This window comes from Frondihabitans sp. VKM Ac-2883 (genome assembly GCF_015350875.1).
GTDB lineage: Bacteria > Actinomycetota > Actinomycetes > Actinomycetales > Microbacteriaceae > Frondihabitans.
The window spans coordinates 479,820-501,909 of the sequence record NZ_JADKSF010000003.1; the positions used below are offsets into that span (position 1 = coordinate 479,820).

Genomic DNA, 22,090 nt, shown 5'->3' on the forward strand with positions numbered 1-22,090 from the left:
TCGTGAGCCCCAATCGACGCCGATCCCCAGCGGAGCCGACGGCTCCGCCCCTGGTGGCCCTCGGCGTCGCGGTGCTCCTCTACCTGGCCGTGCCCGAGACGTTCCCTGTGGATCACCGCCTGCCGATCGCCGGGCTGCTCGTGGTCGGCACACTGTCGGTCGCGATCGCGCACTGGATGCAGATCGAACGCCCGGCGCGGTGGTCAGGCGTCGTGGCCCAGATCATCGCGGCGCTGCTGGTGTCGGCAAACGTCGGAGCCGGCGTCGACGTCATGATCGTGTTCGGTGAGCCGGGATCCTCGGGGCTCATCCGTCTCCTGATCGCCGCAGCCCAGGTCGGTGTCGCTCAGATCTTGGCTTTCGCGCTCGTCTTCTGGTTGGTTGACCGCGGCGGGCCGTTCGTTCGGCGGTATCGCCCGATCGAGGAGCTGCCCACCGCCGACTTCGACTTCACCGGGCCGGGACGCTACATCGACCCGTCGTGGGCCCCTTCTTTCGGCGACTACCTCGTGCTGTCGCTGCGGACGGCATTCGCCGTCACCGCCTCCGGGCCGAGGTCGCGGACGCTTCGGGCGCGGATCCTGACGGGTGTCCAGGCGTTCACGGGGTTCGCACTGCTGGGTGTCGTCATCGTGAAGACGGTGGCACGCCTCGTCGCGTGAGGGGTTGTGTCGTGAGGGGTGGTGTCGTGGGTGGTGGCGTCGTGGGTGGTGGCTGCGCTCGTCTGCGCTCGCAAAACAGGAATGCAGGCCTCGCCGCGCCGCGCAGACGCCGATCCGCCGCGGCAACGCGCCCATCTCCTGATTCGCGAGCGCCGCAAGGCCACCACTGCCCTGAACTCGCACCTGCCGCACCCGCATGCGCCCTCACCCGCACCCGCACCCGCATGCACCCCACCCGCGCCGCCCGTACCCGTGCACAGAACAGGAATGCAGGGCACTCCAGGCCGCATTCACGCCAATCTCCCGCAGTACCGCGCCACGTCTCCTGATTCGCGAGCATGGCTAGCCCACCGCACGCGCACCGCGCCCGTGACGCACCCGCATGCGCCCCACCCGCGCCGCCCGTACCCATGCACAGAACAGGAATGCAGGGCCCCCCACGCCGCAATCACGCCCAAGCGCCGCGGCAACGCACCCCATCTCCTGATGAGCGCTCAGCGCCCCATCCCACCCACACCTAGATAGTTCGCCACTCGAACCATCGGCGTAGAGTGAGCGCGTGCTTCCCCCCACGACCTCCCCCGCAGCCTCCACCCCGGGCGCGCCCACCGATCTCGTCCGGGCCGTTCGCGCTCTGGCCCGGGCCTCCCGCATCGTGGAGCGCGCAAGCGACGACCTCAGCTTCGCCGACTACCGCGTGCTCGCCACGATCGACGGCGGTGAGGAGCGTGCGTCCCGCCTGTCGCAACGCCTCGAGATCGGCAAACCCGCGATCAGCGCAACGGTCGACTCGCTGCACCGGCGGGGCCTGATCCGCAGAGACGCCGTGGTGGGCGACGCCCGCGCGAGCTCGCTGGCGCTGACCGACGACGGCCGCGATGTGTTCGAGCGGATGGAGGGGCGGATGGCGCGCCAGCTCGAACTGCTGGCCGACCGGGCCGACGCACCCGAAGCCCTAATTGCCGCCCTGGCCTCCCTGGGCGACGCCGTCGATCTGGCCATCGAAGAGCGACGCACGAAAGAGAACGCGTGAGCACCCCAGCGAACTCAAGCGCCCCGGCCAACTCAAGCGCCCCGACGACCCCGCCCGCCGCAACCACCCAGCCCCCGGAGGGCTGGATCCACCGTCTCTGGCGTTACCTCCTCCGTCACCGCAGGAGCCTCGTCATCTCGCTGGCAGCCGCTGTGCTCGGAAGCCTCTGCCAGGTGCTGGTGCCTCTCGTCGCCCGCGAGATCGTCGACGACGTCATCGTCGAGAAGACCTCGCCGCTCGGCCCGTGGCTCGCGCTGATGCTCGCGCTCGCGCTCGCAACGTTCTTCTTCACGTATCTGCGGCGCTATCGGGGTGGCAAGGTCGCACTCGAGGTGCAGAACGACCTGCGCAACGATATGCACGATCACCTGCAGCGTCTTGACCAGGCCTCGCTCGACCGCATGTCGACGGGTCAGCTCGTCAGCCGCGCCAATGGAGACGCTGCCCTCGTGCAGAGCCTCCTGATGATGCTGCCGATCATGAGCGGCAACGTCATGTTGATGGTGCTGTCGCTCGTCGTGATGTTCACGCTGTCGCCGCTGCTGGCCGTGATCAGCCTGGTGATGCTTCCGGCGCTCGTGATCGTCGGCTACCGCATGCGCGCCAAGGTGCTCCCCGCCACCTGGGACGCCCAGCAGCGCGAGGGCGAAGTCGCCCAAATCGTCGACGAGGCGGTCGGCGGGGTGCGGGTCGTCAAGGCGTTCGGTCGCGAGAAGCACGAGGTCGAGACGATGTCGCGCGTCGCGACGGGTGTCTACGGGGCGCAGATGCGGTCGGTGCGCATACAGTCCCGGTTCCAGCCGGTGCTCGAGGCGATTCCGACGCTCGCCCAGGTCGCGATCCTGGCGCTCGGCGGCTGGCTCGCCCTTCAGGGCCAGCTGACGATCGGCACGTTCCTCGCCTTCACCTCGTACATCGCCGCGCTCATGGCACCCGCGAGGCAGCTCGCCGGAGTGCTGGCGATCGGCCAGCAGGCGCAGGTGGGCATCGAGCGCATCTTCCAGCTCCTCGACCGCGAGCCGACGATCACCGACCCCGAGGATCCGACAGACCTCACCCCCGTCACCGGCGACATCGCCTTCAGCGGTGTCACGTTCTCGTACCAGTCCGGGCGCCCCGCCCTCGACGACTTCTCGCTGCACCTCCGTGCCGGCGAACGCGTCGCGCTCGTCGGCCCGAGTGGCAGCGGCAAGTCGACGGTGGCGTCGCTCGTCGCTCGGTTCCATGATCCCGAGTCCGGCGCCGTGAGCGTCGACGGCTACGACGTCCGCACCGTCTCACTGGCGTCACTGCGATCGTCGATCGGCATGGTCTTCGAAGAGAGCTTCCTGTTTTCTGACACGATCCGGGCGAACATCGCCTACGGGAGGCCGGAGGCGAGCGACGCCGAGATCCGTCATGCGGCGGAGGTCGCTCACGCCGCAGGATTCATCGACGAGTTACCGCGCGGATTCGACACCGTCGTCGGCGAGCGCGGGCTGAGCCTCTCGGGCGGTCAGCGCCAGAGGATCGCGTTGGCGAGGGCGGTGGTGGCGGATCCTCGGATTCTGATTCTCGACGACGCAACCAGCGCGATCGACGCGACCACCGAGCAGTCAATCCACGACGCTCTGCGCGATGAGCTCACCGGGCGAACGGTGTTGCTGATCGCCCACCGCGAGTCGACGCTGCATCTGGCCGACCGGATCGTCGTGCTCGAGCACGGGCGGGTCGCGGCGGAGGGCACCCACGACGAGCTGCAGGAGTCGAGCGCGCTGTACCGAGCCTTGATCAGCGGGCTCGGGGATGACGACGACGAGATCGACGCGCTCGCTGGCGTTGCGGCCGGGGCCGGGGCAGGTGCTGCTGCTGCTGGCGCTACTGCTGCCGCAGGCGTCTCGGCCGCGAGCGTGCCCAAACCGGCGTCTCGCGCGGCGTCAGGCGCCGATTTGAACACGTTCGGCCAGGCCACACCGGAGCTGCTCGCCAAGGTGAAGGCCCTAGGCCCGGTCCGCGACGTGCCGACCCTCGACCTCGAACGCGAGACCCTCCAAGATCGATCGTTCTCGCTCGGCACGCTGCTGCGGGAATTCCGCAAGCCGCTGCTGCTGGCGCTCGTCTTCGTCATTCTCGACGCGATTGCTGGGCTGATCGGGCCGTACCTGGTCAAGACCGGGATCGACTCGGGGGTTCAGCAAGGATCCGAGACGGTGCTGTTCGTCGCAGCCGGCGCGTTCCTCGTCGTGACTCTCGCCGATCTCGCCAACGGGATGGCCCAGACGCTGGTCAGTGGTCGCGCCGCGCAGCGCATCATGCTCAGCCTGCGCGTGCGCATCTTCGCGCAGCTGCAGCGGCTGTCTCTCGACTTCTACGAACGCGAGATGGCCGGTCGCGTGATGACGCGGATGACGACCGACGTCGATCAGTTCGAAGGGCTCATTCAGAACGGACTGCTCTCCGCCCTGGTCTCGATCGTCACCTTCGTCGGCGTCGGCGTCGCGCTCGTGCTGATCGACGCCGAGCTCGGCCTCGTTACCCTCAGCGTCGTCGTTCCGCTGGCCGCCGCGACGGTGGTGTTCCGTTCGCGGTCGACGAAGCTCTACGACGTGGCCCGCGAGCGCATCGCCATCGTCAACGCCGACTTCCAGGAGAGCCTGTCGGGCATTCGTGAGTCGCAGGCGTTCGTGCACGAGGCCGCCACTGTCACGCGCTTCCATGCGCTCGGGCGGAGGTTCTTGGAGTCGAGGATGGCCGCGCAGCGCCTGGTCGCCCTCTATTTCCCCTTCGTGCAGTTCTTATCGGGCGTCGCTGACGTGATCGTGCTCGGTGTGGGGGCTGTGCTGATCGCCGACGGCCAATTGACCCCCGGCGACCTGATCGCGTTCCTGCTCTACATCACGATGTTCTTCTCGCCAATCCAGCAGCTGTCGCAGGTCTTCGACGCCTGGCAGCAGACGCGTGTGTCGGTCGCGCGCATCGGCGACCTGATGGCACTCGACACGCTGACCCCGGAGCGTGAGGCCGCCGTGACGCCGGGCCGCCTCACGGGAGCCCTCCGGCTGGACGGAGTGCGGTTCTCGTACCCGCAGGCGGCGGAGCGGGTGGTCGAGCGGCGGGGGCCCGCGGATCCTCGTTCTCTGATGGCGACCGGCCCGATCCGGGTCAAGCCGCCCGAGGCGATCCACGGCATCACGCTCGACATCGCAGCAGGTGAAACCGTCGCGCTGGTCGGCGAGACGGGCGCCGGCAAGTCGACGATCATGAAGCTGCTCGCTCGCTTCTACGACCCCGACGAGGGGGCCGTCACGATCGACGGGCACGATCTGCGCGATCTCGACCTGCACGCCTTCCGCACCCAGCTCGGCTACGTGCCGCAGGAGGCGTTCCTGTTCAGTGGAACGGTGCACGACAACATCGCGTTCGGCCGGGTCGACGCCACGCGCGACGAAGTGATCGCGGCGGCGACCGCGGTCGGAGCGGACGAGTTCGTGCGCGACCTTCCCGGCGGCTACGACCACCGCCTGACCGAGCGTGGACGATCATTGGCGGCGGGCCACAAGCAGCTGATCGCCCTGGCGCGGGCCGAGCTGGTTGACCCGGCGGTGCTGCTGCTCGACGAGGCGACATCGAACCTCGATCTGCTGACGGAGGCGCACGTGACGCGGGCCATGCAGCGGGTGGCGTCGGGGCGCACGACGATCGTGATCGCGCACCGGTTGCAGACGGCCCGGGCCGCGGATCGCATCGGGGTGCTGTCGGGCGGACGCCTAGCGGAGGTGGGTCCGCACGACGAGCTCATCGCCGCCGGCGGCCGGTACGCGGCGATGTGGCAGGCGTACGAGGCGGTGGAGGCGCGATAGGGGCGGGGCTCCGTGGGCGGGTTCGCGGCGCCGGGGGCACTTTTCAGGCGTGCAGGCCCGGCCGCAGGAGTGAGCAGGCCACTTTGCGGGTGGCGGGGCTAGATTCCTGATAGACGCGCAGGATCCGCCCCACGACGGCGCGAGCACGGCCGGGCGCTCGCGCGGGCCCTGGCGCCGCCCCACCACCGCGGCCGCTCGCCCGTCAGGACTACTGCAGGGCTCGCGCCGAGCGGCCGCGGCGCTGGGGCCCGCGGCGCCTAGGTTCCTGAGCGGCGCGCAGCCAGGGGCCGTGCAGTGCGGGGCGAGGGCCCGCGGGAGCGCCTCCGTTGGCTTTGGAGGCTGCGGTCCCCCTGCCCTTTCGTCAGGATCCGCCCACCGTCACCCGCCTCGATACGTACGCATAGGGAATGCTCCTGTGCCGGCGCGAGTTGCAGCGGTATGAAGCGAATCGGATTCCTGTCGTTCGGGCACTATCAGGACGTGCCCGGGTCGCGAGTGCGCACCGCGTCCGATGTGCTGACACAGACGATCGAGCTCGCCGTCGCCGCCGAAGAGATCGGCATCGACAACGCCTCCGTCCGCGTGCACCACTTCGCCCGCCAGCTCGCGGCGCCGTTCCCGTTGCTCGCCGCCATGGCCGCTCGCACCTCCCGCATCGAACTCGGCACCGGCGTGATCGACATGCGCTACGAGAACCCGCTGTACATGGCCGAAGAGGCGGCGACGACCGACCTCATTTCAGGAGGCCGTCTGCAGCTCGGGGTGAGCCGCGGATCACCCGAGACCTCTCTGGCCGGCTACGAATCGTTCGGCCACACGCCCGGTGACGCTCACACCGACGCCGATATGGCCCGCGAGCACCTCTCCGACTTTCTCGAGGCGATCGACGGCGCCGGAGTCGCACCGGCGAATCCGGCAATGACCGGATCGACGGGATACCTGCCGATCATGCCGCAGTCTCCCGGCTTGCGCGACCGCATCTGGTGGGGCTCGGGCACCCGTGCAACCGCCGAGTGGGCAGCCGCGCAGGGAGTGAACCTGCAGAGTTCGACGCTGCTCACCGAAGACACCGGAGTGCCCTTCGACAAACTCCAGGCCGAACAGATCGCCCTCTACCGGACGGCCTGGGCGGCAGCGGGCTGGCAACGCGAACCCTGCGTCTCGGTGTCCCGCAGCATCGTGCCCCTGATCGACGACGAGTCGCGCCACTACTTCGGGCTGCGCGCCCAGGTCGATGCACAGGATCAGGTCGGCCACCTCGACGCGACCACGCTCGCTCGCTTTGGGCGCTCCTACATCGGCGAGCCCGAGGATCTCGTGGCCTCGCTGGCTTCCGACGCCGCGGTCGCCGCCGCAGACACCGTGCTCGTGACTGTGCCCAACCAGTTGGGCGTGGACTTCAACGCGCGCCTTCTCGAAGGGGTGCGGGCCATCGGGCTCGAGCTCGGCTGGGGTGCGGAGGCTCGGGCGCTGGCCTGAGCGGCTGCAGGCGGTCGCAACTCAGGCATCTAGGCGCGCCCGGGGGTCAAGCCCAAGGATCCGCGCTCACGCCGCGCCCAAATACCTGAATCGCGCGCGCCTGCCCTGCCCGGCGTCCTGCCAGGCACGGCGCCGCGGGCGCTCACAACTCAGGCATGCAGGCGCGGCGGGACCCCGGACCCCAGGATCCGCGCCCACGCCGCGCTCACCTTCCTGATGTGCGCGCGACCGCCCGGCTTAGACGGAGACCGCCTGCATCGCTCCCGCAGTGAGCTCCACGGATGCCAGCCGGTCGGCGATCTGCGGCGACTGGTGCGCGATGATGAGCTCGTCGGCCTGAGCCTCCTCCGCGAAGTTGCGGAGGTAATCTCCGACCTCCGTGGGCGTTCCCACCGCGGCGTACTTCATCATGTTCGCGATCTGCCGACCGTTCGGCGTGGTCAAGAAGATGTCGATCTGCTCGTCGGTGTACTCCGGCGATGCGGCGCCGCGCGAGATCATTCCCCGCACGCGGGTGCGACGAGTCGAGTCGAACTGCGCCTGCGCCTCGTCGTGCGATTCGGCCGCGACGACGTTGACTCCGGCGATCACGTAGGGCTCGGCGAGCTGGGCCGACGGCGTGAATTCGCGGCGGTAGAACGCCACGGCCTCGTGCAGCGAGTCAGGTGCGAAGTGGGAGGCGTTTGCATAGGGCAGCCCGTAGGCGGCAGCCAGCTGCGCTCCGAAGAGCGAGGATCCGAGGATGTACAGCGGCACATTCGTCCCGGCGCCGGGGGTCGCTGAGACTCCGGCAATACGCGACTCGCCACTCAGGTACGCCTGCAGTTCAAGGACGTCCTGCGGAAAGGACTCCGCCGACATCGGGTCGCGCCGCATGGCACGCATGGTGGCCTGATCGCTGCCCGGCGCGCGACCGAGACCAAGGTCGATGCGGCCCGGGTAAAGCGACGCGAGGGTGCCGAACTGCTCGGCGATGCTCAACGGCGCGTGGTTCGGCAGCATGATGCCGCCCGAGCCGAGTCGGATCGTCGAGGTCTTTCCTGCAACGTGGCCGATCAGCACCGATGTCGCGCTGGAGGCGATCGTGGGCATGTTGTGGTGCTCGGCGTACCAGACGCGCTCGTAGCCGTTCGCTTCGGCGGCCTGCGCCAGAGCGACACTGTTGGCAAAGCTTTCCGCCACGGTTTCACCCGGGGCGATGGGAGCGAGGTCGAGGATGGACAGGCGAGGAGTCATGCGGGAGATAACGCGCGGGAGGGGCAGAACGTTCCCGCGGATCCTGAAGTCAGGTAATTGTCGGCATCGGCGCACGAGGGATCAGCCGATATCGTGGAGTCATGCCCGAGACCCTGACGATCCTCGACGACTACCAGGGGGTTGCTCTCGAGTCGGCCGACTGGAGCGCGGTCCGTGACCACTTCGACATCGACGTGGTGACGGAGCATCTCGAGGGTGACGAGCTCATCGAGCGCCTGCGATCCAGCGTGGTCGTGGTGGCAATGCGCGAGCGCACCGCCCTCTCGCGAGAGACCCTCGAGCAGCTGCCGCAGTTACGCCTACTGGTGACCACGGGCATGGCGAACGCCGCGATCGACGTCGAAGCGGCGAAGGCCCAGGGCATCGTGGTCTCCGGCACCGGTGGATCGGGGCGCGAGGTCGCCGAACTCACCATCGGCATGATGATCGCCCTGGCCCGCAACATCGTCGCCGAAGACGCCGCGCTGCACGCCGACGGATGGCAGCACACCATCGGCACGCGACTCGAGGGCAAGACACTCGGGCTCCTCGGCTTCGGCAAACAGGCCCGATGGGTGGCCGAACTCGCCACCGCCTTCCGCATGACGATCATCGCCTGGAGCCCGACCCTCACCGACGAGCGCGCCGCCGAGGGCGGTGCATCCGCCGTCACCTTCGAGAAGCTGTTCACCGATTCCGACTTCCTCTCGGTGCACGTTCCCCTCACCGACGAGACCCGAGGCCTCGTCTCGGCCGACCAGCTCGCCGAGATGAAAGAGACCGCGTTCCTGATCAACACGTCGCGCGGGCCGATCGTCGACGCCGAGGCCCTCATGATGGCGCTCATGGTCGATACGCTCCAAGGCGCCGCGCTCGACGTGTTCGACGTCGAGCCGCTCCCCCTCAAAGACCCGCTCCGCAAGCTGTCGAACGTCTTGCTGCTGCCTCACATCGGCTATGTCACCCGCGAGGTGTACGAGGTGTTCTACTCGGAGGCCGTCGACGACGTACTGGCGTTCGTGGCGGGTTCGCCGATCAGGACTCTGTCGTAGCAAAGGCTCCCTCATGCCGACCTACGTTTTCGATCCGGCCGCCCAGCCGTCCGTTCGGATTTCAGGATCCGACGACCTCCTGCCAGTCCGTCACATCCTCTGCGTCGGTCGCAACTATGCCGACCACGCCCGTGAGATGGGGAGCGACCCAACACGCGAACCTCCCTTCTTCTTCGCCAAGCCCGGGCATGCCGCGGTTGCCGCCGACGGAGTGGTCCCCTACCCGACGCAGACTGACCGACTCGAATTCGAGGTGGAGCTGGTGGTCGCGCTCAAATGTGGCGGAAGCGATATCCGATCGGTCGATGCGCTCGACCACGTCTTCGGGTACGCCGTCGGAGTGGATCTCACGCGCCGCGATCTGCAGCAGCAGGCGAAAGACGCCCGCCGGCCGTGGGATGTCGCGAAAGGCTTCGACGCATCGGCGCCGATGTCGGAGATCGTCCCGGCGAGCCGTGTCGACGGCGCTGTGCCGAGTGCCGGGCGCATCTGGCTCGCTGTGAACGGGCACACCGCTCAGGAGGGCGATCTGGCCGACATGATCTGGCCGGTCGCCCACGTGATCGCGGCGGCCTCGCGGGCGTGGGAGTTGGCACCGGGCGACCTGATCTTCACCGGAACGCCGGCCGGGGTCGGGCCGCTCGTTCCGGGCGACGTCGTGACGGGCGGCGTGGACGGCGTCGCGGAGTTCGCCTTCACGGTGGGCCCGAGGCCGGGGGCGCAGTTGGGGCCACGGCCGGGGGCGCAGTTCTCAGGAGGCTGAGCGCGGAGGTGCGGGCGCGGCCCTCGCCCGCGGTGGATGCGCGACTGGGTTCCTGATGCGTGCGCGGGGGTGAGCGCGGACGCGAGCCGCACTCGTTGCGGCCCCGTGGGATCCTGCGTTCACGGATCAGGAAACGAGGCGCAAGGGTGCGACCCCGCCCTGCACAGACGGCGCAAGCTCGCCTGATCGCCTGAGAAGTGCGCGCCTCACACCCGCGGCGACAGCACGCAGAACTCGTTGCCCTCCGGGTCTTCCAGCACGACCCAGGTCACGTCGTCGCCCTGCCCGACGTCGGCCAGGCGGGCGCCCCGGGCCACGAGCGCTGCGACCTCCGCCTCCTGAGAGTCGTCGATACCCGGCGCGAGGTCGATGTGCAGGCGATTCTTGATGGTCTTGCCATCAGGAACAGGCACGAACGTCATCTCCGGCCAGCGCTCGATCGGCGGAGTCTCGCGCGTGTGCTCAGCGAAAAAGGGCGGCGCGATACCCGCCTCGTCTTCTTCGTCGTAGACGACCGGCCAGCCGAGCGTCTCGCCCCACCAGGCCGCCTGCGCTCTCGGGTCGCGGCAGTCCACGACGACGCTTTCCCACCGCACTGTCATGCGGCTTGTCTACTCGCCTTCGCGCGTGCCCGCTACCCGTGCCACTCCCCGTGCCGCGATGGCCGTGTGGCTAAGACGGCGCAGCGATGACAGCGTCGCTCTAGCCGTGCCGAATTGTCGTTGTGACGTCGACGAGCGTTGGAGTGGCCGGTGACGAGGCGAACCCGAACCGCACGGCCGGGGTGAGGGGTGCGAGCGTGCCCAAGTCGTTGCCCCCGAACGACCCCGAGAGCGCCGTGATGTGGCGCGCAAGGGTGACCCCGTAGAACTCACGCCTTCCACTTCCGGCAGTGCCTGCTGTCGCCGATCCGGGCACGAGGATCCGGGCCACCGGGTCGATCAACCGAAGCCACCCGGGCCGTGTCGCGATCTGCCTCGGCACGGCGCGAAGCAGCATTCCGAGGCCTGAGATCTGCCCCACGCCGAGCGTCAGCGCCAGCTCTCCCTCGGCGTCGACGCGCAGGCCGCCGTCGATCTTCGCCCAGGTGACCGTCTGCACGCGGACCTCGTCGAACGTGTAGGTCGCGCTCACGTAGTCCGCGACTTCCTGAGAAGGGGCCAGCAGGATCCTGCGCCCCGCCTTGGTCTCGATCATCACGTCGACGAAACGCCCGAGTGGCGAGCTCTGCCACATGCCGACGACGATGCGCGTGCCGGAGGTCGTCCCCACGCCGGCGATGCGTCCGACGAAATGGTCGTCGGGGCGGGTGCGAGTCATGGGCGGAGCCTACGCGCGGGTGGCGTGGTCGCGATTCAGGATTCCAGGCTCGCACCCCCAATAGATCCGCGCGCTGGAGCCCGTCGCGCGACTCGCTTCCTGACGAACGCGCCCCCGTCACCTCTGCCTGCACTGGTCCGCATGTGGCTTTTTCTGCGATCATCTTGCTTTGTCTGCGAAACGGGCCTATGGTCTGTCGAAAGCACAGACAAAACCAGGCGACGAGGAGGTCACCCCATGTATGCAGTCGAACGCCACGACTCGATCGCCGAGCTCCTCCGCGTCGAGGGCCGCGTCGTCGCCTCTGATCTGGCCGAGCGCTTCGCCGTCACGACCGAGACGATCCGCCGCGATCTCGACAGCCTCGAGCAGGCCGGAGCCCTCCAGCGGGTGCACGGTGGAGCCGTCGCCGCGGGTCACACCAGCGTCACCGAGCTGAGCCTGGCCGAGCGTGAAGACCAGCAGACGCCCGCCAAGTCGACGATCGCGCGTCTCGCCGCACACCTCGTGCCCCCGACCTTCGTCGGTTCCATCGCCCTCGACGCCGGCACGACCACCGCTGCCGTCGCCGCCGAGCTCACCGGCTGGACACCCGCCACTCCGGGCGTTCTCCTCACCGTCATCACGAACGCCGTGCCGATCGCCGCACTGCTCCAGCACAGCGAGCACATCGACCTTCGTCTGCTCGGTGGTCGCGTCCGCGGCCTTACGAGCGCCGCCGTCGGCAGCGCCACGGTCGAACAGCTGACCGCCCTCCGACCCGACATCGCGTTCGTCGGCGCCAACGGCATCAGCGCCGGATTCGGCCTCTCCACCCCCGACGAGTTGGAGGGGGCTGTCAAGACGGCGTACATCCGGGCCGCGCGCCGCGCCGTCGCCGTCGTCGACTCGACCAAGCACGGCGTCGAGGCGCTCAGCCGCTTCGCCCGGCTCGATGAGCTCGACACCGTCATCACCGACCTGGAGCCCGCAGCCGACCTGGCCGGAGCCCTTCGCGACGCCAACGTGGAGGTGCTCGTCGCATGATCCTCACGCTCACACCCAATCCCTCGCTCGACCGCACGATCGAGCTGTCTGCGCCTCTCGTGCACGGTGCGGTGCAGCGATCGCTCCGCACGACCGACGAGCCCGGTGGCAAGGGGGTCAACGTCTCGCGCGGCCTAGCCGCATCGGGCGCCGACACCGTCGCGATCCTGCCCGGAGCCCTCGACGACCCCATGCTGGTCGCACTCCGAGCCCGTGGCGTTCCGACGGTGAACCTGCCGATCGACGGCCACGTTCGCCAGAACATCACGATCACCGACCCCGATGGCACGACCACCAAGATCAACGAACCCGGTCCCGACCTCTCGACCCAGGCCGTTGCCCTCGTCGACCTGGTCGTCGAGCACGCCGCATCCACCGAATGGTTGGTTATCGCCGGTTCACTCCCTCCCGGATTGCCCGACGACTTCCTCGCGGGGGTCGTCCACTCGGTGCGACTCGCATTCGGTGCCGACGCACCTCGCATCGCTGTCGACTCCTCAGGAACCCCGTTCCGGGCCCTCATCGAGTCCGGCGTCGGGGTCGACCTCGTCAAGCCCAACGCCGAAGAGCTCGCCGAGATCGTCGGAGGAGACCCGGCCGTCTACGAGACCGACCGCGATGCGGCCGTCGCGGGTGCCCGGATCCTTCTCTCCCGCGGAGTCGGCGCTGTTCTGCTCACTCTCGGAAGCGCGGGTGCCGTGCTCGTCGACGGCACCGGCGCCTGGTTCGCCGCAGCCCCGACCATCGTGGCCCTGTCGACCGTCGGAGCGGGCGACTCGTCTCTCGCGGGCTACCTGCTCGCCGAGACGGCGGGGGCCTCCCCCGCGGCCCGACTCGCACAGGCCGTCGCCTCGGGCGCCGCCGCGGCCTCCCTGCCGGGAAGCCTCGTGCCGACTCTCGGGCAGACCTTCCCCGACGTGATCGACGTCGTGTCTCTCTCGCAGGCGTCCGCAACTCGCGCCTGATCCTCCTCCCCTAGCCGTTTCATCTCACCTCAACGCACCACAGCAGCAGCCGCAGCAAAGGAGCTCCAGCCCATGTCCACCCTCATCAACACGAAGCTCGTCGGTCTCGACGAGAATCTCGGCGAGACCTCGTCCGACGTGATCCGCGCCCTCGCGGCGCGTGTCGCCGCCGACGGTCGCGCCGGATCGGCCGAGTCACTCGCCGACGACGCCATCAAGCGCGAGGCCTCCGTCGGCACCGGAGTGCCCGGCGGTATCGCCATTCCGCACGCCCGCTCGTCGTCGGTCTCTGAGCCGACACTCGCGATGTCGCGCCTGGCTCGCAAGGTGCCGTTCGGCGCTCCGGACGGCGACGCCGACATCGTCTTCATGATCGCCGTGCCCGAAGGCGCCGACGCCGACCACATGACCGTGCTCTCGACGCTCGCCCGAGCGCTCATCCGCGACGACTTCACGGCTGCCCTGCGCGCTGCGGCCACACCCGCCGACGTGGTCGCCCTCGTCGATGCGGAGGTCGGCGGCGAGGTCGACGCCGCTCGCGGAGTCACCGGCACTACCGCTCCCGCCGCCGGCTCCGCGGGTCAGAATTCAGGATCCGACTCGGGTCACCGCGTGAAATTGGTCGGCGTCACCGCCTGCCCCACCGGAATCGCCCACACGTACATGGCCGCCGACGCACTCGTCGCGGCAGCAAAGCGACTCGGCGCCGACCTCCAGATCGAGACGCAGGGTTCCGGACGGGTGACCCCGTTGGATCCTGCGGTCATCGAGGCCGCCGACGCCGTCATCTTCGCCGTCGACGTGGACGTCCGCGACCGTGGCCGCTTCGCCGGCAAGCCGCTCGTGCAGGGCCCCGTCAAGCGCGGAGTCGACGAGCCGACCGCCATGGTCGAGGAGGCCATCGCAGCCTCGACCGACCCGCGTGCCGCTCGTGTGACAGGAAGTGTCGCCTCGGGCCCCGCCATGGCGCAGGGCCGTCGCGGCTTCGGCTCGTCGCTCAAGACGTGGCTGCTCACCGGCGTCTCGTACATGATCCCGTTCGTCGCCGGCGGAGGTCTGCTGATCGCCCTCGGCTTCTTGCTCTCGGGCTTCGGCATCGCGCTCACCGCCGACGGCCACACCGTGAACAACGCGGTCTACGCACTGCAGAACTACTCACTCGCGAACCTGCCGCCTGAGGGCCTCGGGTATTACCTCGGTGCCGCCGCATTCCAGATCGGTGGCGCCTCGATGGGCTTCCTGGTCGCAGCTCTCGCCGGCTACATCGCCTACGCGATCGCCGACCGCCCGGGTATCGCGCCCGGTTTCGTCGCCGGTGCGATCGCCGTGTTCATGAACGCCGGGTTCCTCGGTGGGCTCGTCGGAGGTCTGCTCGCCGGTGCTGCCGCGTACTACATCGGCAAGCTCAACGTGCCCCGCTTCGTCCGCGGCCTGATGCCCGTCGTGATCATCCCGCTCTTCGCGTCCATCTTCGCCTCCGGCCTGATGCTTCTGTTCTTGGGCGGGCCGATCGCCTCCCTGATGAAGGCTCTGACCGACTTCCTCAACGGCCTCTCCGGCTCCGGCGCGATCCTGCTCGGCGTCATCCTCGGCCTCATGATGTGCTTCGACCTCGGTGGCCCCGTCAACAAGGTGGCCTACGCGTTCGCGGTCGCCGGCCTCTCGGCCGGCTCGGTCGACAACCCCGCCCCGTGGATGATCATGGCCGCCGTGATGGGTGCCGGAATGGTGCCCCCGCTCGCGATGGCGCTCGCCTCGACCGTGCTCTACCGCAAGGGCTTCTCGCAGGTCGAGCGCACCAACGGCGGCGCGGCATGGCTACTCGGCGCCTCCTTCATCTCGGAGGGTGCAATTCCGTTCGCCGCGGCCGACCCGCTGCGCGTCATCCCCGCCAGCATGGTCGGTGGTGCCGTGACCGGTGCCATCTCGATGGCGGCCGGGGTCACATCTCAGGCGCCGCACGGTGGCATCTTCGTGTTCTTCGCGATCGGCAACCTGCTCATGTGGATCGTGGCGATCCTCTCCGGCACCGTCGTAACCGCGGTCGTGCTCGTCGCGCTCAAGCGCTTCGTGCGCCGCCGCCCCGTGGGTGCGGACGAGAAAGAGGCTGCCTCCGCCGCTGCGGTCGTGGACCAGCGCGAACCCGTGGCCGTGTAGCTGGGCTGCTTGCTGCTTGCTGCTCCTGGGCGCCATCCTGCTTCGTGCGGGGTGGCGCCCTTGTGCGTGCGGCGGGGTGTCTCTCGCGCGCAACTCAGGCGTCCAGGCGCGACGCGGCGCCACATCGCTGCAAACTCGCTTGCCCGCGCCCAGAATCCTGAAACGCGCACCCACACACGCCACCACCCCCACACGCACCCGCCTCGCAAACGAGCGCTCCGCTCGGCCCTCCCCTGCGCGCAACTCAGGCATCCAGGCGCGACGCGGCGCTTCAGCCCCGCACGCGCGACCCACCCGCGCCCACACTCCTGAAACGCGCGCCGTCACCCCTGCACGTTCCGCCCACGCGAGCGAGCGCTTCGCGCGGTCATTCCACGCGCGCAACTCAGGCAACCAGGCGCCACCCTGCGGCACACCCTTGCAAACGCGCCCGTGCGCGCCCAGAATCCTGAAACGCGCACCCGCAGCGCCGCGCGCCCAACCCTCACGAGCGAGCGCTCCGCGCGGCCTTCCCCTGCGCGCAACTCAGGCAACCAGGCGCGACGCGGCACTCCAGCCCCGCACGCGCGGCCCACCCGCGCTCACACTCCTGAAACGCGCGCCGTCAGCGCCGCGCGCCCAACCCGCGCACCACAGCCACCGCCGCCTCCACCGCAGCGGCCACCTCGGTCAGCGCCGCGGCCGTCACCTCGCCGCCCCAGGTGAATCGCACCGACGTCTGCGCCACGTCCGCCGGCACGCCCAGCGCCGTCAGCACGTGTGACGGCTCGTCGCTCCCGGCCGCGCACGCGGAGCCGCTCGACGACACGACGCCCCGGCGCTCCAGTTCGAGCAGCACCGATTCGCCACTCGTGCCCGGGAATACGAACGAGGCGTTTGCCGGCAGGCGCGAAGCACCTGCCGGGCCGGTGAGCCGAGCGTCGGGAACGCGCGCCAGGACGTCGGTGATGAAGGCGTCGCGGGCAGTGCGCGCCGAGTCCACTCGCGCGACACGCTCGGATTCGGCGAGTTGAGCGGCCACGGCCAGCGCCACGGATCCTGCGACGTTCTCTGTTCCTGAACGGCGACCGCGCTCCTGTCCGCCGCCGTGCAGAACCGGTTCGATCGGCAAACGGCCGGCCACGAAGAGGGCGCCGACCCCTTTAGGGGCGCCGAGCTTGTGGCCCGAGATCGTCAGAGCCTGAACACCGAGGTGGTCGACTCGCGTGTCGAGCCATCCTGCGGACTGAACGGCATCGGTGTGGAACGGAATGCCCGCAGCCCTGGTGATGGCACTCAGCGCCGGGATGTCTTGGACGGTGCCGATCTCGTTGTTGGCGTGGGCGATCGAGACGAGCGTCGTGTCAGTTCTCAGGACGGATCGGAGGGCGTCGGGCGTGACAATTCCGGTCGGAGTTAGCGGCACGAACGAGACCTCGAAATCGAGGAATCGGGCGAGAAACGACACCGACTCGAGCACCCCTTCGTGCTCGATCTCAGTGGTCACCAGGTGGCGGCCGCGCGGGTTGCCGAGGGCTATGCCCTTGATGGCCAGGTTGTCGGCCTCTGTTCCCCCCGCCGTGAAGACGACCTCGCCCGGGCGGCATCCGAGCCAGGATGCGACGGCGGAGCGCGCACCCTCAAGTGCACGCGCGGCCGACTCACCGACGGTGTGCCGACTCGACGGGTTGCCGAAATCACCCGTGAGATACGGCCACATCGCCTCCAGCGCCTCGCGACGAACGGGCGACGTGGCTGCGGTGTCGAGATAGAGCACGGTCAGCGACCGATCACAGGACGGCGAATCCGGCGGGTGCTCGGCCCGACGAACCCGCGCGGGAGTCGATCGAGATGTCGAGACCGAGGTCGAGCGCCCGGACACTGTGCGTAAGAGCGCCCACCGAGATGAGATCGACCCCGGATCGGGCGATGGCGGCGACCGTATCGAGATTGACGCCTCCGCTCGCCTCCACGAGAGCTCGTCCGGCGACGGCGCCAACCCCGGCGACGAGGTCGGCGGGCGAGAAGTTGTCGAGCATGATCGTGTCGACTCCGGCGGCCAGAACGTCTTCGATCTGGTCGAGGCGATCGACCTCGACCTCCACGTGAGTCGTATGCGACAGCTTCGCCTTCATGGTCAGAAGAGCCTCGGTCACCGTCAATCCGGAGGCCAGGAGCACGGCCAGGTGATTGTCTTTCACGAGCACCGCGTCCGAGAGCGAAAAGCGATGGTTTCGTCCGCCACCCGCCACGACCGCGTCACGTTCGAGCGCGCGGAGCCCCGGAGTCGTCTTGCGCGTGTCGACGATCTGGGCTGACGTGCCCGCGGTGAGAGCCACGTACTCGGAGGTCAGCGTCGCGATGCCCGACAGCCTCTGCAGCAGGTTGAGCGCGACGCGTTCGGCTCTCAGGATGGATCGTGCCGATCCACGCACGACAGCCACCGTGTCTCCGGCCTCGAACCGACCGCCGTCGGCAGCACGGGTCTCGACCTCGATCAACGGATCGACCTGCCGCGCGGTCTCTCTCAGCACTCGGACCCCGCTCAGCACTCCGGCCTCGCGGGCCACGACGGAGGCGGTCGCGGTGGCATCGACGGGGATGAGCGCCTCGCTCGTCACGTCGCCCCAGGGGGCGTCCTCCCGAAGGGCCAGTCGGACGACCTGCTCGATCGCGTCATTGGTGAGCATGCTGCGGTACCTCTCGTGCCCACGACAGCGGGTGGGCGAACTCGGTGGATGGATGCGGAAAGTCGATCCTGAAATGTGCCCCGCGCGACTCCTCGCGAGCAAGCGCCCCGGCGACGACCAGACGAGCGACATCGAGCAGGTTGGCGGTCTCCAGGTCGAAGCGGTCGGTGCGGTCCGTGCGGTCCGTGCGGTCCGTGCGGTCGGTGCGGTCGGTGCGGTCCGTGCGGTCGGAGCGGTCGTTGCGATCGACGCTGTCTCCGCCGCCGACGCGGTCCCGTGGCACCTCGACGGTCGCCTCGGCCAGCCACTCCTCGGCCTCGAGGAGCCCCTGTTCCGACCGGGTCACTCCGACGTGCTCCCACATGACCCGCTGCAGATCAGAACGCAGGATCCCACGGCTCGCCCCGGTCGCCCCGTCTCGCGCGACGGGCTCGGGGCGAGCGCCTTCGAGAGCGCTCGCGTCGCCGAGATCGTCGCCACCGATCGCCTCGATCGCCCGCCACCCGAATACGGCGGCTTCGAGCAATGAGTTCGAGGCCAGACGGTTCGCTCCGTGGACGCCGGTCGACGCGACTTCGCCAACTGCGTAGAGACCCGGAAGGGACGTGCGGCCGTCGATATCGGTGGTCACTCCGCCCATGAAGTAGTGGGCCGCGGGTGTGACCGGGATCGGGTCGACAGACCAGTCGAGCCCGGCCGCGCGAGTAGCGGCGGTGATCGTCGGGAACCGGCGCTCCAGCGTGGTTCGGCCGAGGGCGGTGGCGTCGAGATGCACGGGCAGCCCCGCCTGCGCCGCCATCTGTGCGGCTATCCCGCGCGCGACGATGTCGCGTGGTGCGAGTTCGGCGCGAGGGTCGACCCCGGCCATGAATCGGCGTCCGCCTGCGTCCAGCAGAACGGCCCCCTCACCGCGGACCGCTTCAGAAATCAGGAAGCTACCGGGCACCGCCAGTGCCGTGGGGTGGAACTGGTAGAACTCGAGGTCGTCGACCCGGGCACCGGCACGCCAGGCCGCGGCGAGGCCGTCTCCGGTGGCTCCGCCCGGATTGGTAGTGAATTCGTAGAGCTGACCGGCACCTCCGGTCGCGAGCACCACGGCGTCGCCTCGGATCCTGAGCTCTGAACCGGCGACCAGCAGGTCGACGCCGACGACGCGCGTGCCAGCGGCACTGCAAGCTCCGGCCGGCTGCACCCGCGCAATCACCAGGTCGAGAACGAACGCATTCTCGATCACGCGGACGGTGGTGTGGCCGAGGCGCTCGATGAGGGCAAGAACGATGGCCTTACCGGTCGCGTCTCCGCCGGCGTGCAGCACCCGCGGCCGACTGTGGGCTGCTTCGAGCCCGCGAGACCAGTCCGCCCCGTCTCGATCGAAGTCGACTCCCCAGCGGACGAGGTCGTCGATGCGAACCGCCCCGTCGGCGCAGAGCACTTCGACCGCCCGGCGGATCGAGAGCCCCGCGCCCGCTGCGAGCGTGTCGGTCACGTGCAGGGCGACCGAGTCGTCGTCGAAGACAGCGGCGGCGATACCCCCCTGCGCCCAGCGCGAGTTGCTCTCGTCGAGAGCCCCTTTCGTGACGAGCGTGACGCTGTGCCCGAGCGACTCGGCGCGGAGGGCCGCGGTGAGACCGGCGAGACCGGATCCTACGACCACGACCTCGCGTTGTTCCTGATTCATGAGCGCCATGTCAGACCGAGACCGTGTGATTCGGCTTGGCCTGGAGCATCCGCTCGAGTGCGACCCGGGCCGGTTCGGCGACGTCGGTCGGCACCGTAATGCGGTTCAGCACCTCGGCGGGGCGGTCGGCCGTGCCGATGAGTGCCTCGAGGGCCCACGCGATGTAGCCGGGGTGGATGCGGTACATCGTCGAGCAGGGGCAAACGACGGAGTCGAGGCAGAAGATCGTGTGCTGCGGATACTCCTGCGCGAGTCTCTGCACGAGGTTGATCTCGGTGCCGATGGCGAACGTCGATCCGGTGGGCGCCGCGGCGATCGCCTTGACGATGAAGTCGGTCGATCCGTAGGAGTCGGCCGCGTCGACGACGGGCATCGGGCATTCGGGGTGGACGATCACCTGGATACCGGGGTGCTCAGCGCGCGCCGCCTCGATCTGAGCAACGGTGAAGCGCTTGTGCACCGAGCAGAAGCCGTTCCAGAGAATCACCTTGGCGTCGTCGAGCTGCTCGGCTGTCGAGCCGCCGAGGGGGCGACGCGGGTTCCACATCGGCATCTCCTCGAGCGGCACGCCCATGGCCTTCGCGGTGTTGCGCCCGAGGTGCTGGTCGGGAAAGAAGAGCACGCGCTGACCTCGCGCGAAGGCCCATTCGAGCACTGTCTCGGCGTTCGACGAGGTGCAGACGATGCCGCCGTGGCGACCGCAAAATCCCTTGAGGTCGGCGGCCGAGTTCATGTAGGTGACGGGGATCACCGGCACTTTGCCCTCGCCGTCGAGTGCGGTGAGGTCGCCGTAGACGCCTTCGAGCTGCTCCCACGCAGCCTCCACACTGTCGATATCGGCCATGTCGGCCATCGAGCATCCGGCTGCGAGGTTGGGCAAAATTACGGCCTGTGACGGCGTCGACAGGAGGTCGGCCGTCTCGGCCATGAAGTGCACCCCGCAGAACACGATCGCCTCAGCCTCGGGCGACGCCTTCGCCTTGACCGCGAGCTGGAACGAGTCGCCCACGTAGTCGGCGTACTGCACGACTTCGTCGCGCTGGTAGAAGTGCCCGAGTACCAGGACGCGGTCGCCGAGGATCGCTTTCGCGGCAAGGATCCGGCGGTGCAGTTCGTCAGCTGATGCCTCGCGGTATTCCGCGGGGATCTCCCCCTGAAGGGGCGACCGGGCAGGAATCGGGTCGAACATCGACGAGCCCGGACCGTACGACGGTACGCCGGTGTCGAATGCCCAGGGCGCCTCGCGCAGGTCGGTGGCGCACACCTTCCCTGGGCTCTCGCCGTTCGTGATGCGACGGATGGTGGTGTCGACGCTGGTCATGCGGTTCGGCTTTCTCGAGTGCTCAGAGGGTTGTCGCCGCTCGGAGCGGACGCGTGGTTGTAGCGATAGAGACGCGGCGGCCGGTGTTTCGTGCCGGTCAAGAACTCGCCCGTCGGAACGACCGCATCGCTCGCCTCGATCATCCGGCGGAAGTTGGCGGGGTCGAGTTCGCGCCCGAGCACGGCCTCGTGCACCTCGCGCAGCTGGGCGAGCGTGAACGTGTCGCCGATGAATGCCCCCGCGATACGGCTGTACTCCATCTTGGTGCGGAGCCGCCAGAGGGCGTAGTCGACGATGGTGCCGTGATCGAAGGCCAGGGACGGCAGGTCGTCGGCGTCGAACCAGCAGACGTTCGGGTCGCCCTGGACGAGTGGCACGGGGTCGGCCGTGCCGGATCCTGAGCTCTGATCATCGGCCTGCCGGGCCACGAGCGCCCAATAGACGATCGACACGACGCGCTCGGCGAGTGAACGGCCTCGTGCCCCGAATGCGTACAACTGCTCCAGATAGGTCGGCGAAAGCGCGGTGGTGTCGAGCAAGTGTCGTCGGGCGGCGTCGGAAAGGTCTTCGTCGGCACCGAGCGGCCCTCCCGGCAGCGCCCACAGGCCTCGGTACGGCTCACGAATGCGGCGGACAAGAGGAATGTGAAGCGCCATGCGCCCGGTCGATTCGGAGGGCAGGAGGGAGAAGATCACCGTCGAGACGGCGAGCGCGGGCGACGCGCCTGCGACGTCGTGCGGTGCTGGTTCGCTCATCAGGATGCCTCGTCGGTCGGTGCGCAGGGTTAAGGTCGAGTTGACTCTAACCCTTAAGGTCAGTTTGACCTAGTGCCGACCAAGGATCCGGCCTGCGCCGCTCGGCACCCCTCGCTCTCCCTGCCGCTACCCTCG

The 22,090-nt window shown here is 69.0% G+C and carries 17 protein-coding genes; 9 read left to right on the forward strand and 8 right to left on the reverse strand.

From position 1 onward, the window contains the following. Positions 1–2: 2 nt before the first annotated feature. From ITJ49_RS08410 to ITJ49_RS08425, 4 genes are all read left to right on the forward strand, one after another. Positions 3–662 carry a hypothetical protein gene (locus ITJ49_RS08410; protein WP_194603896.1) on the forward strand — a complete coding sequence of 220 codons (660 nt, stop codon included), beginning with the start codon at positions 3–5 and terminating at the stop codon, positions 660–662. A gap of 559 nt (positions 663–1,221) precedes the next feature. Continuing rightward, positions 1,222–1,695 carry a MarR family transcriptional regulator gene (locus ITJ49_RS08415; protein ID WP_194603898.1) on the forward strand — a complete coding sequence of 158 codons (474 nt, stop codon included), beginning with the start codon at positions 1,222–1,224 and terminating at the stop codon, positions 1,693–1,695. Further along, complete coding sequence (locus ITJ49_RS08420; RefSeq protein ID WP_194603900.1) at positions 1,692–5,534, forward strand: ABC transporter ATP-binding protein; 3,843 nt, start codon at positions 1,692–1,694, stop codon at positions 5,532–5,534. Before ITJ49_RS08415 ends, ITJ49_RS08420 begins: the two co-directional genes overlap by 4 nt. 438 nt (positions 5,535–5,972) lie before the next feature. Then, positions 5,973–7,013, forward strand: a complete 1,041-nt coding sequence (locus ITJ49_RS08425) for an LLM class flavin-dependent oxidoreductase (RefSeq protein WP_194603903.1) — start codon at positions 5,973–5,975, stop codon at positions 7,011–7,013. Between the two features lie 237 nt (positions 7,014–7,250). Here the strand turns inward: ITJ49_RS08425 and ITJ49_RS08430 are convergent, their stop codons facing one another. Beyond that, complete coding sequence (locus ITJ49_RS08430; protein WP_194603906.1) at positions 7,251–8,249, reverse strand: LLM class flavin-dependent oxidoreductase; 999 nt, start codon at positions 8,247–8,249, stop codon at positions 7,251–7,253. 101 nt (positions 8,250–8,350) lie between these two features. Here ITJ49_RS08430 and ITJ49_RS08435 point away from each other — a divergent pair, with 101 nt between their 5' ends. Together ITJ49_RS08435 and ITJ49_RS08440 are read left to right on the forward strand one after the other, a co-directional pair. Beyond that, positions 8,351–9,301 carry a D-2-hydroxyacid dehydrogenase family protein gene (locus ITJ49_RS08435; RefSeq protein ID WP_194603909.1) on the forward strand — a complete coding sequence of 317 codons (951 nt, stop codon included), beginning with the start codon at positions 8,351–8,353 and terminating at the stop codon, positions 9,299–9,301. A 13-nt stretch (positions 9,302–9,314) separates the two neighbouring features. Next, a complete protein-coding gene (locus tag ITJ49_RS08440) occupies positions 9,315–10,064 on the forward strand; it encodes a fumarylacetoacetate hydrolase family protein (RefSeq protein WP_194603912.1) in 750 nt (249 codons plus the stop codon). 206 nt (positions 10,065–10,270) lie between these two features. Here the strand turns inward: ITJ49_RS08440 and ITJ49_RS08445 are convergent, their stop codons facing one another. Together ITJ49_RS08445 and ITJ49_RS08450 are read right to left on the reverse strand one after the other, a co-directional pair. Continuing rightward, a complete protein-coding gene (locus tag ITJ49_RS08445; RefSeq protein WP_194603915.1) occupies positions 10,271–10,666 on the reverse strand; it encodes a VOC family protein in 396 nt (131 codons plus the stop codon). A gap of 100 nt (positions 10,667–10,766) precedes the next feature. Further along, entirely contained in the window at positions 10,767–11,384 is a 618-nt protein-coding gene (locus ITJ49_RS08450; RefSeq protein WP_194603918.1) for a hypothetical protein, read from the reverse strand. 237 nt (positions 11,385–11,621) lie between these two features. Between ITJ49_RS08450 and ITJ49_RS08455 the strand changes: the two genes are divergently transcribed. From ITJ49_RS08455 to ITJ49_RS08465, 3 genes are all read left to right on the forward strand, one after another. Continuing rightward, entirely contained in the window at positions 11,622–12,410 is a 789-nt protein-coding gene (locus ITJ49_RS08455; protein ID WP_194603920.1) for a DeoR/GlpR family DNA-binding transcription regulator, read from the forward strand. After that, positions 12,407–13,375 carry a 1-phosphofructokinase family hexose kinase gene (locus tag ITJ49_RS08460; protein WP_194603923.1) on the forward strand — a complete coding sequence of 323 codons (969 nt, stop codon included), beginning with the start codon at positions 12,407–12,409 and terminating at the stop codon, positions 13,373–13,375. Before ITJ49_RS08455 ends, ITJ49_RS08460 begins: the two co-directional genes overlap by 4 nt. Before the next feature lie 72 nt (positions 13,376–13,447). Further along, positions 13,448–15,532: a fructose-specific PTS transporter subunit EIIC gene (locus tag ITJ49_RS08465; protein WP_194603926.1), complete on the forward strand. Its 2,085-nt coding sequence runs from the start codon at positions 13,448–13,450 to the stop codon at positions 15,530–15,532. A gap of 604 nt (positions 15,533–16,136) precedes the next feature. Here ITJ49_RS08465 and ITJ49_RS08470 read toward each other — a convergent pair. Genes ITJ49_RS08470 through ITJ49_RS08490 form a run of 5 tightly spaced genes read right to left on the reverse strand, consistent with a single transcriptional unit; the run spans position 16,137 to position 21,955 of the window. After that, the gene (locus ITJ49_RS08470) at positions 16,137–17,288 is read right to left on the reverse strand and encodes a cysteine desulfurase family protein (RefSeq protein WP_194603929.1); all 1,152 of its coding nucleotides are present in this window, start codon (positions 17,286–17,288) and stop codon (positions 16,137–16,139) included. Positions 17,289–17,301: 13 nt separating this feature from the next. After that, positions 17,302–18,201, reverse strand: a complete 900-nt coding sequence (nadC, locus tag ITJ49_RS08475; protein ID WP_194603932.1) for a carboxylating nicotinate-nucleotide diphosphorylase — start codon at positions 18,199–18,201, stop codon at positions 17,302–17,304. After that, the gene (nadB, locus tag ITJ49_RS08480) at positions 18,188–19,879 is read right to left on the reverse strand and encodes an L-aspartate oxidase (protein WP_194603935.1); all 1,692 of its coding nucleotides are present in this window, start codon (positions 19,877–19,879) and stop codon (positions 18,188–18,190) included. Before nadB ends, nadC begins: the two co-directional genes overlap by 14 nt. 10 nt (positions 19,880–19,889) lie before the next feature. Continuing rightward, positions 19,890–21,200, reverse strand: a complete 1,311-nt coding sequence (gene nadA, locus ITJ49_RS08485; RefSeq protein ID WP_194603939.1) for a quinolinate synthase NadA — start codon at positions 21,198–21,200, stop codon at positions 19,890–19,892. Then, positions 21,197–21,955 carry an NUDIX domain-containing protein gene (locus tag ITJ49_RS08490; RefSeq protein ID WP_194603942.1) on the reverse strand — a complete coding sequence of 253 codons (759 nt, stop codon included), beginning with the start codon at positions 21,953–21,955 and terminating at the stop codon, positions 21,197–21,199. The genes nadA and ITJ49_RS08490 overlap by 4 nt, the downstream gene beginning before the upstream one ends. Positions 21,956–22,090: the final 135 nt, after the last annotated feature.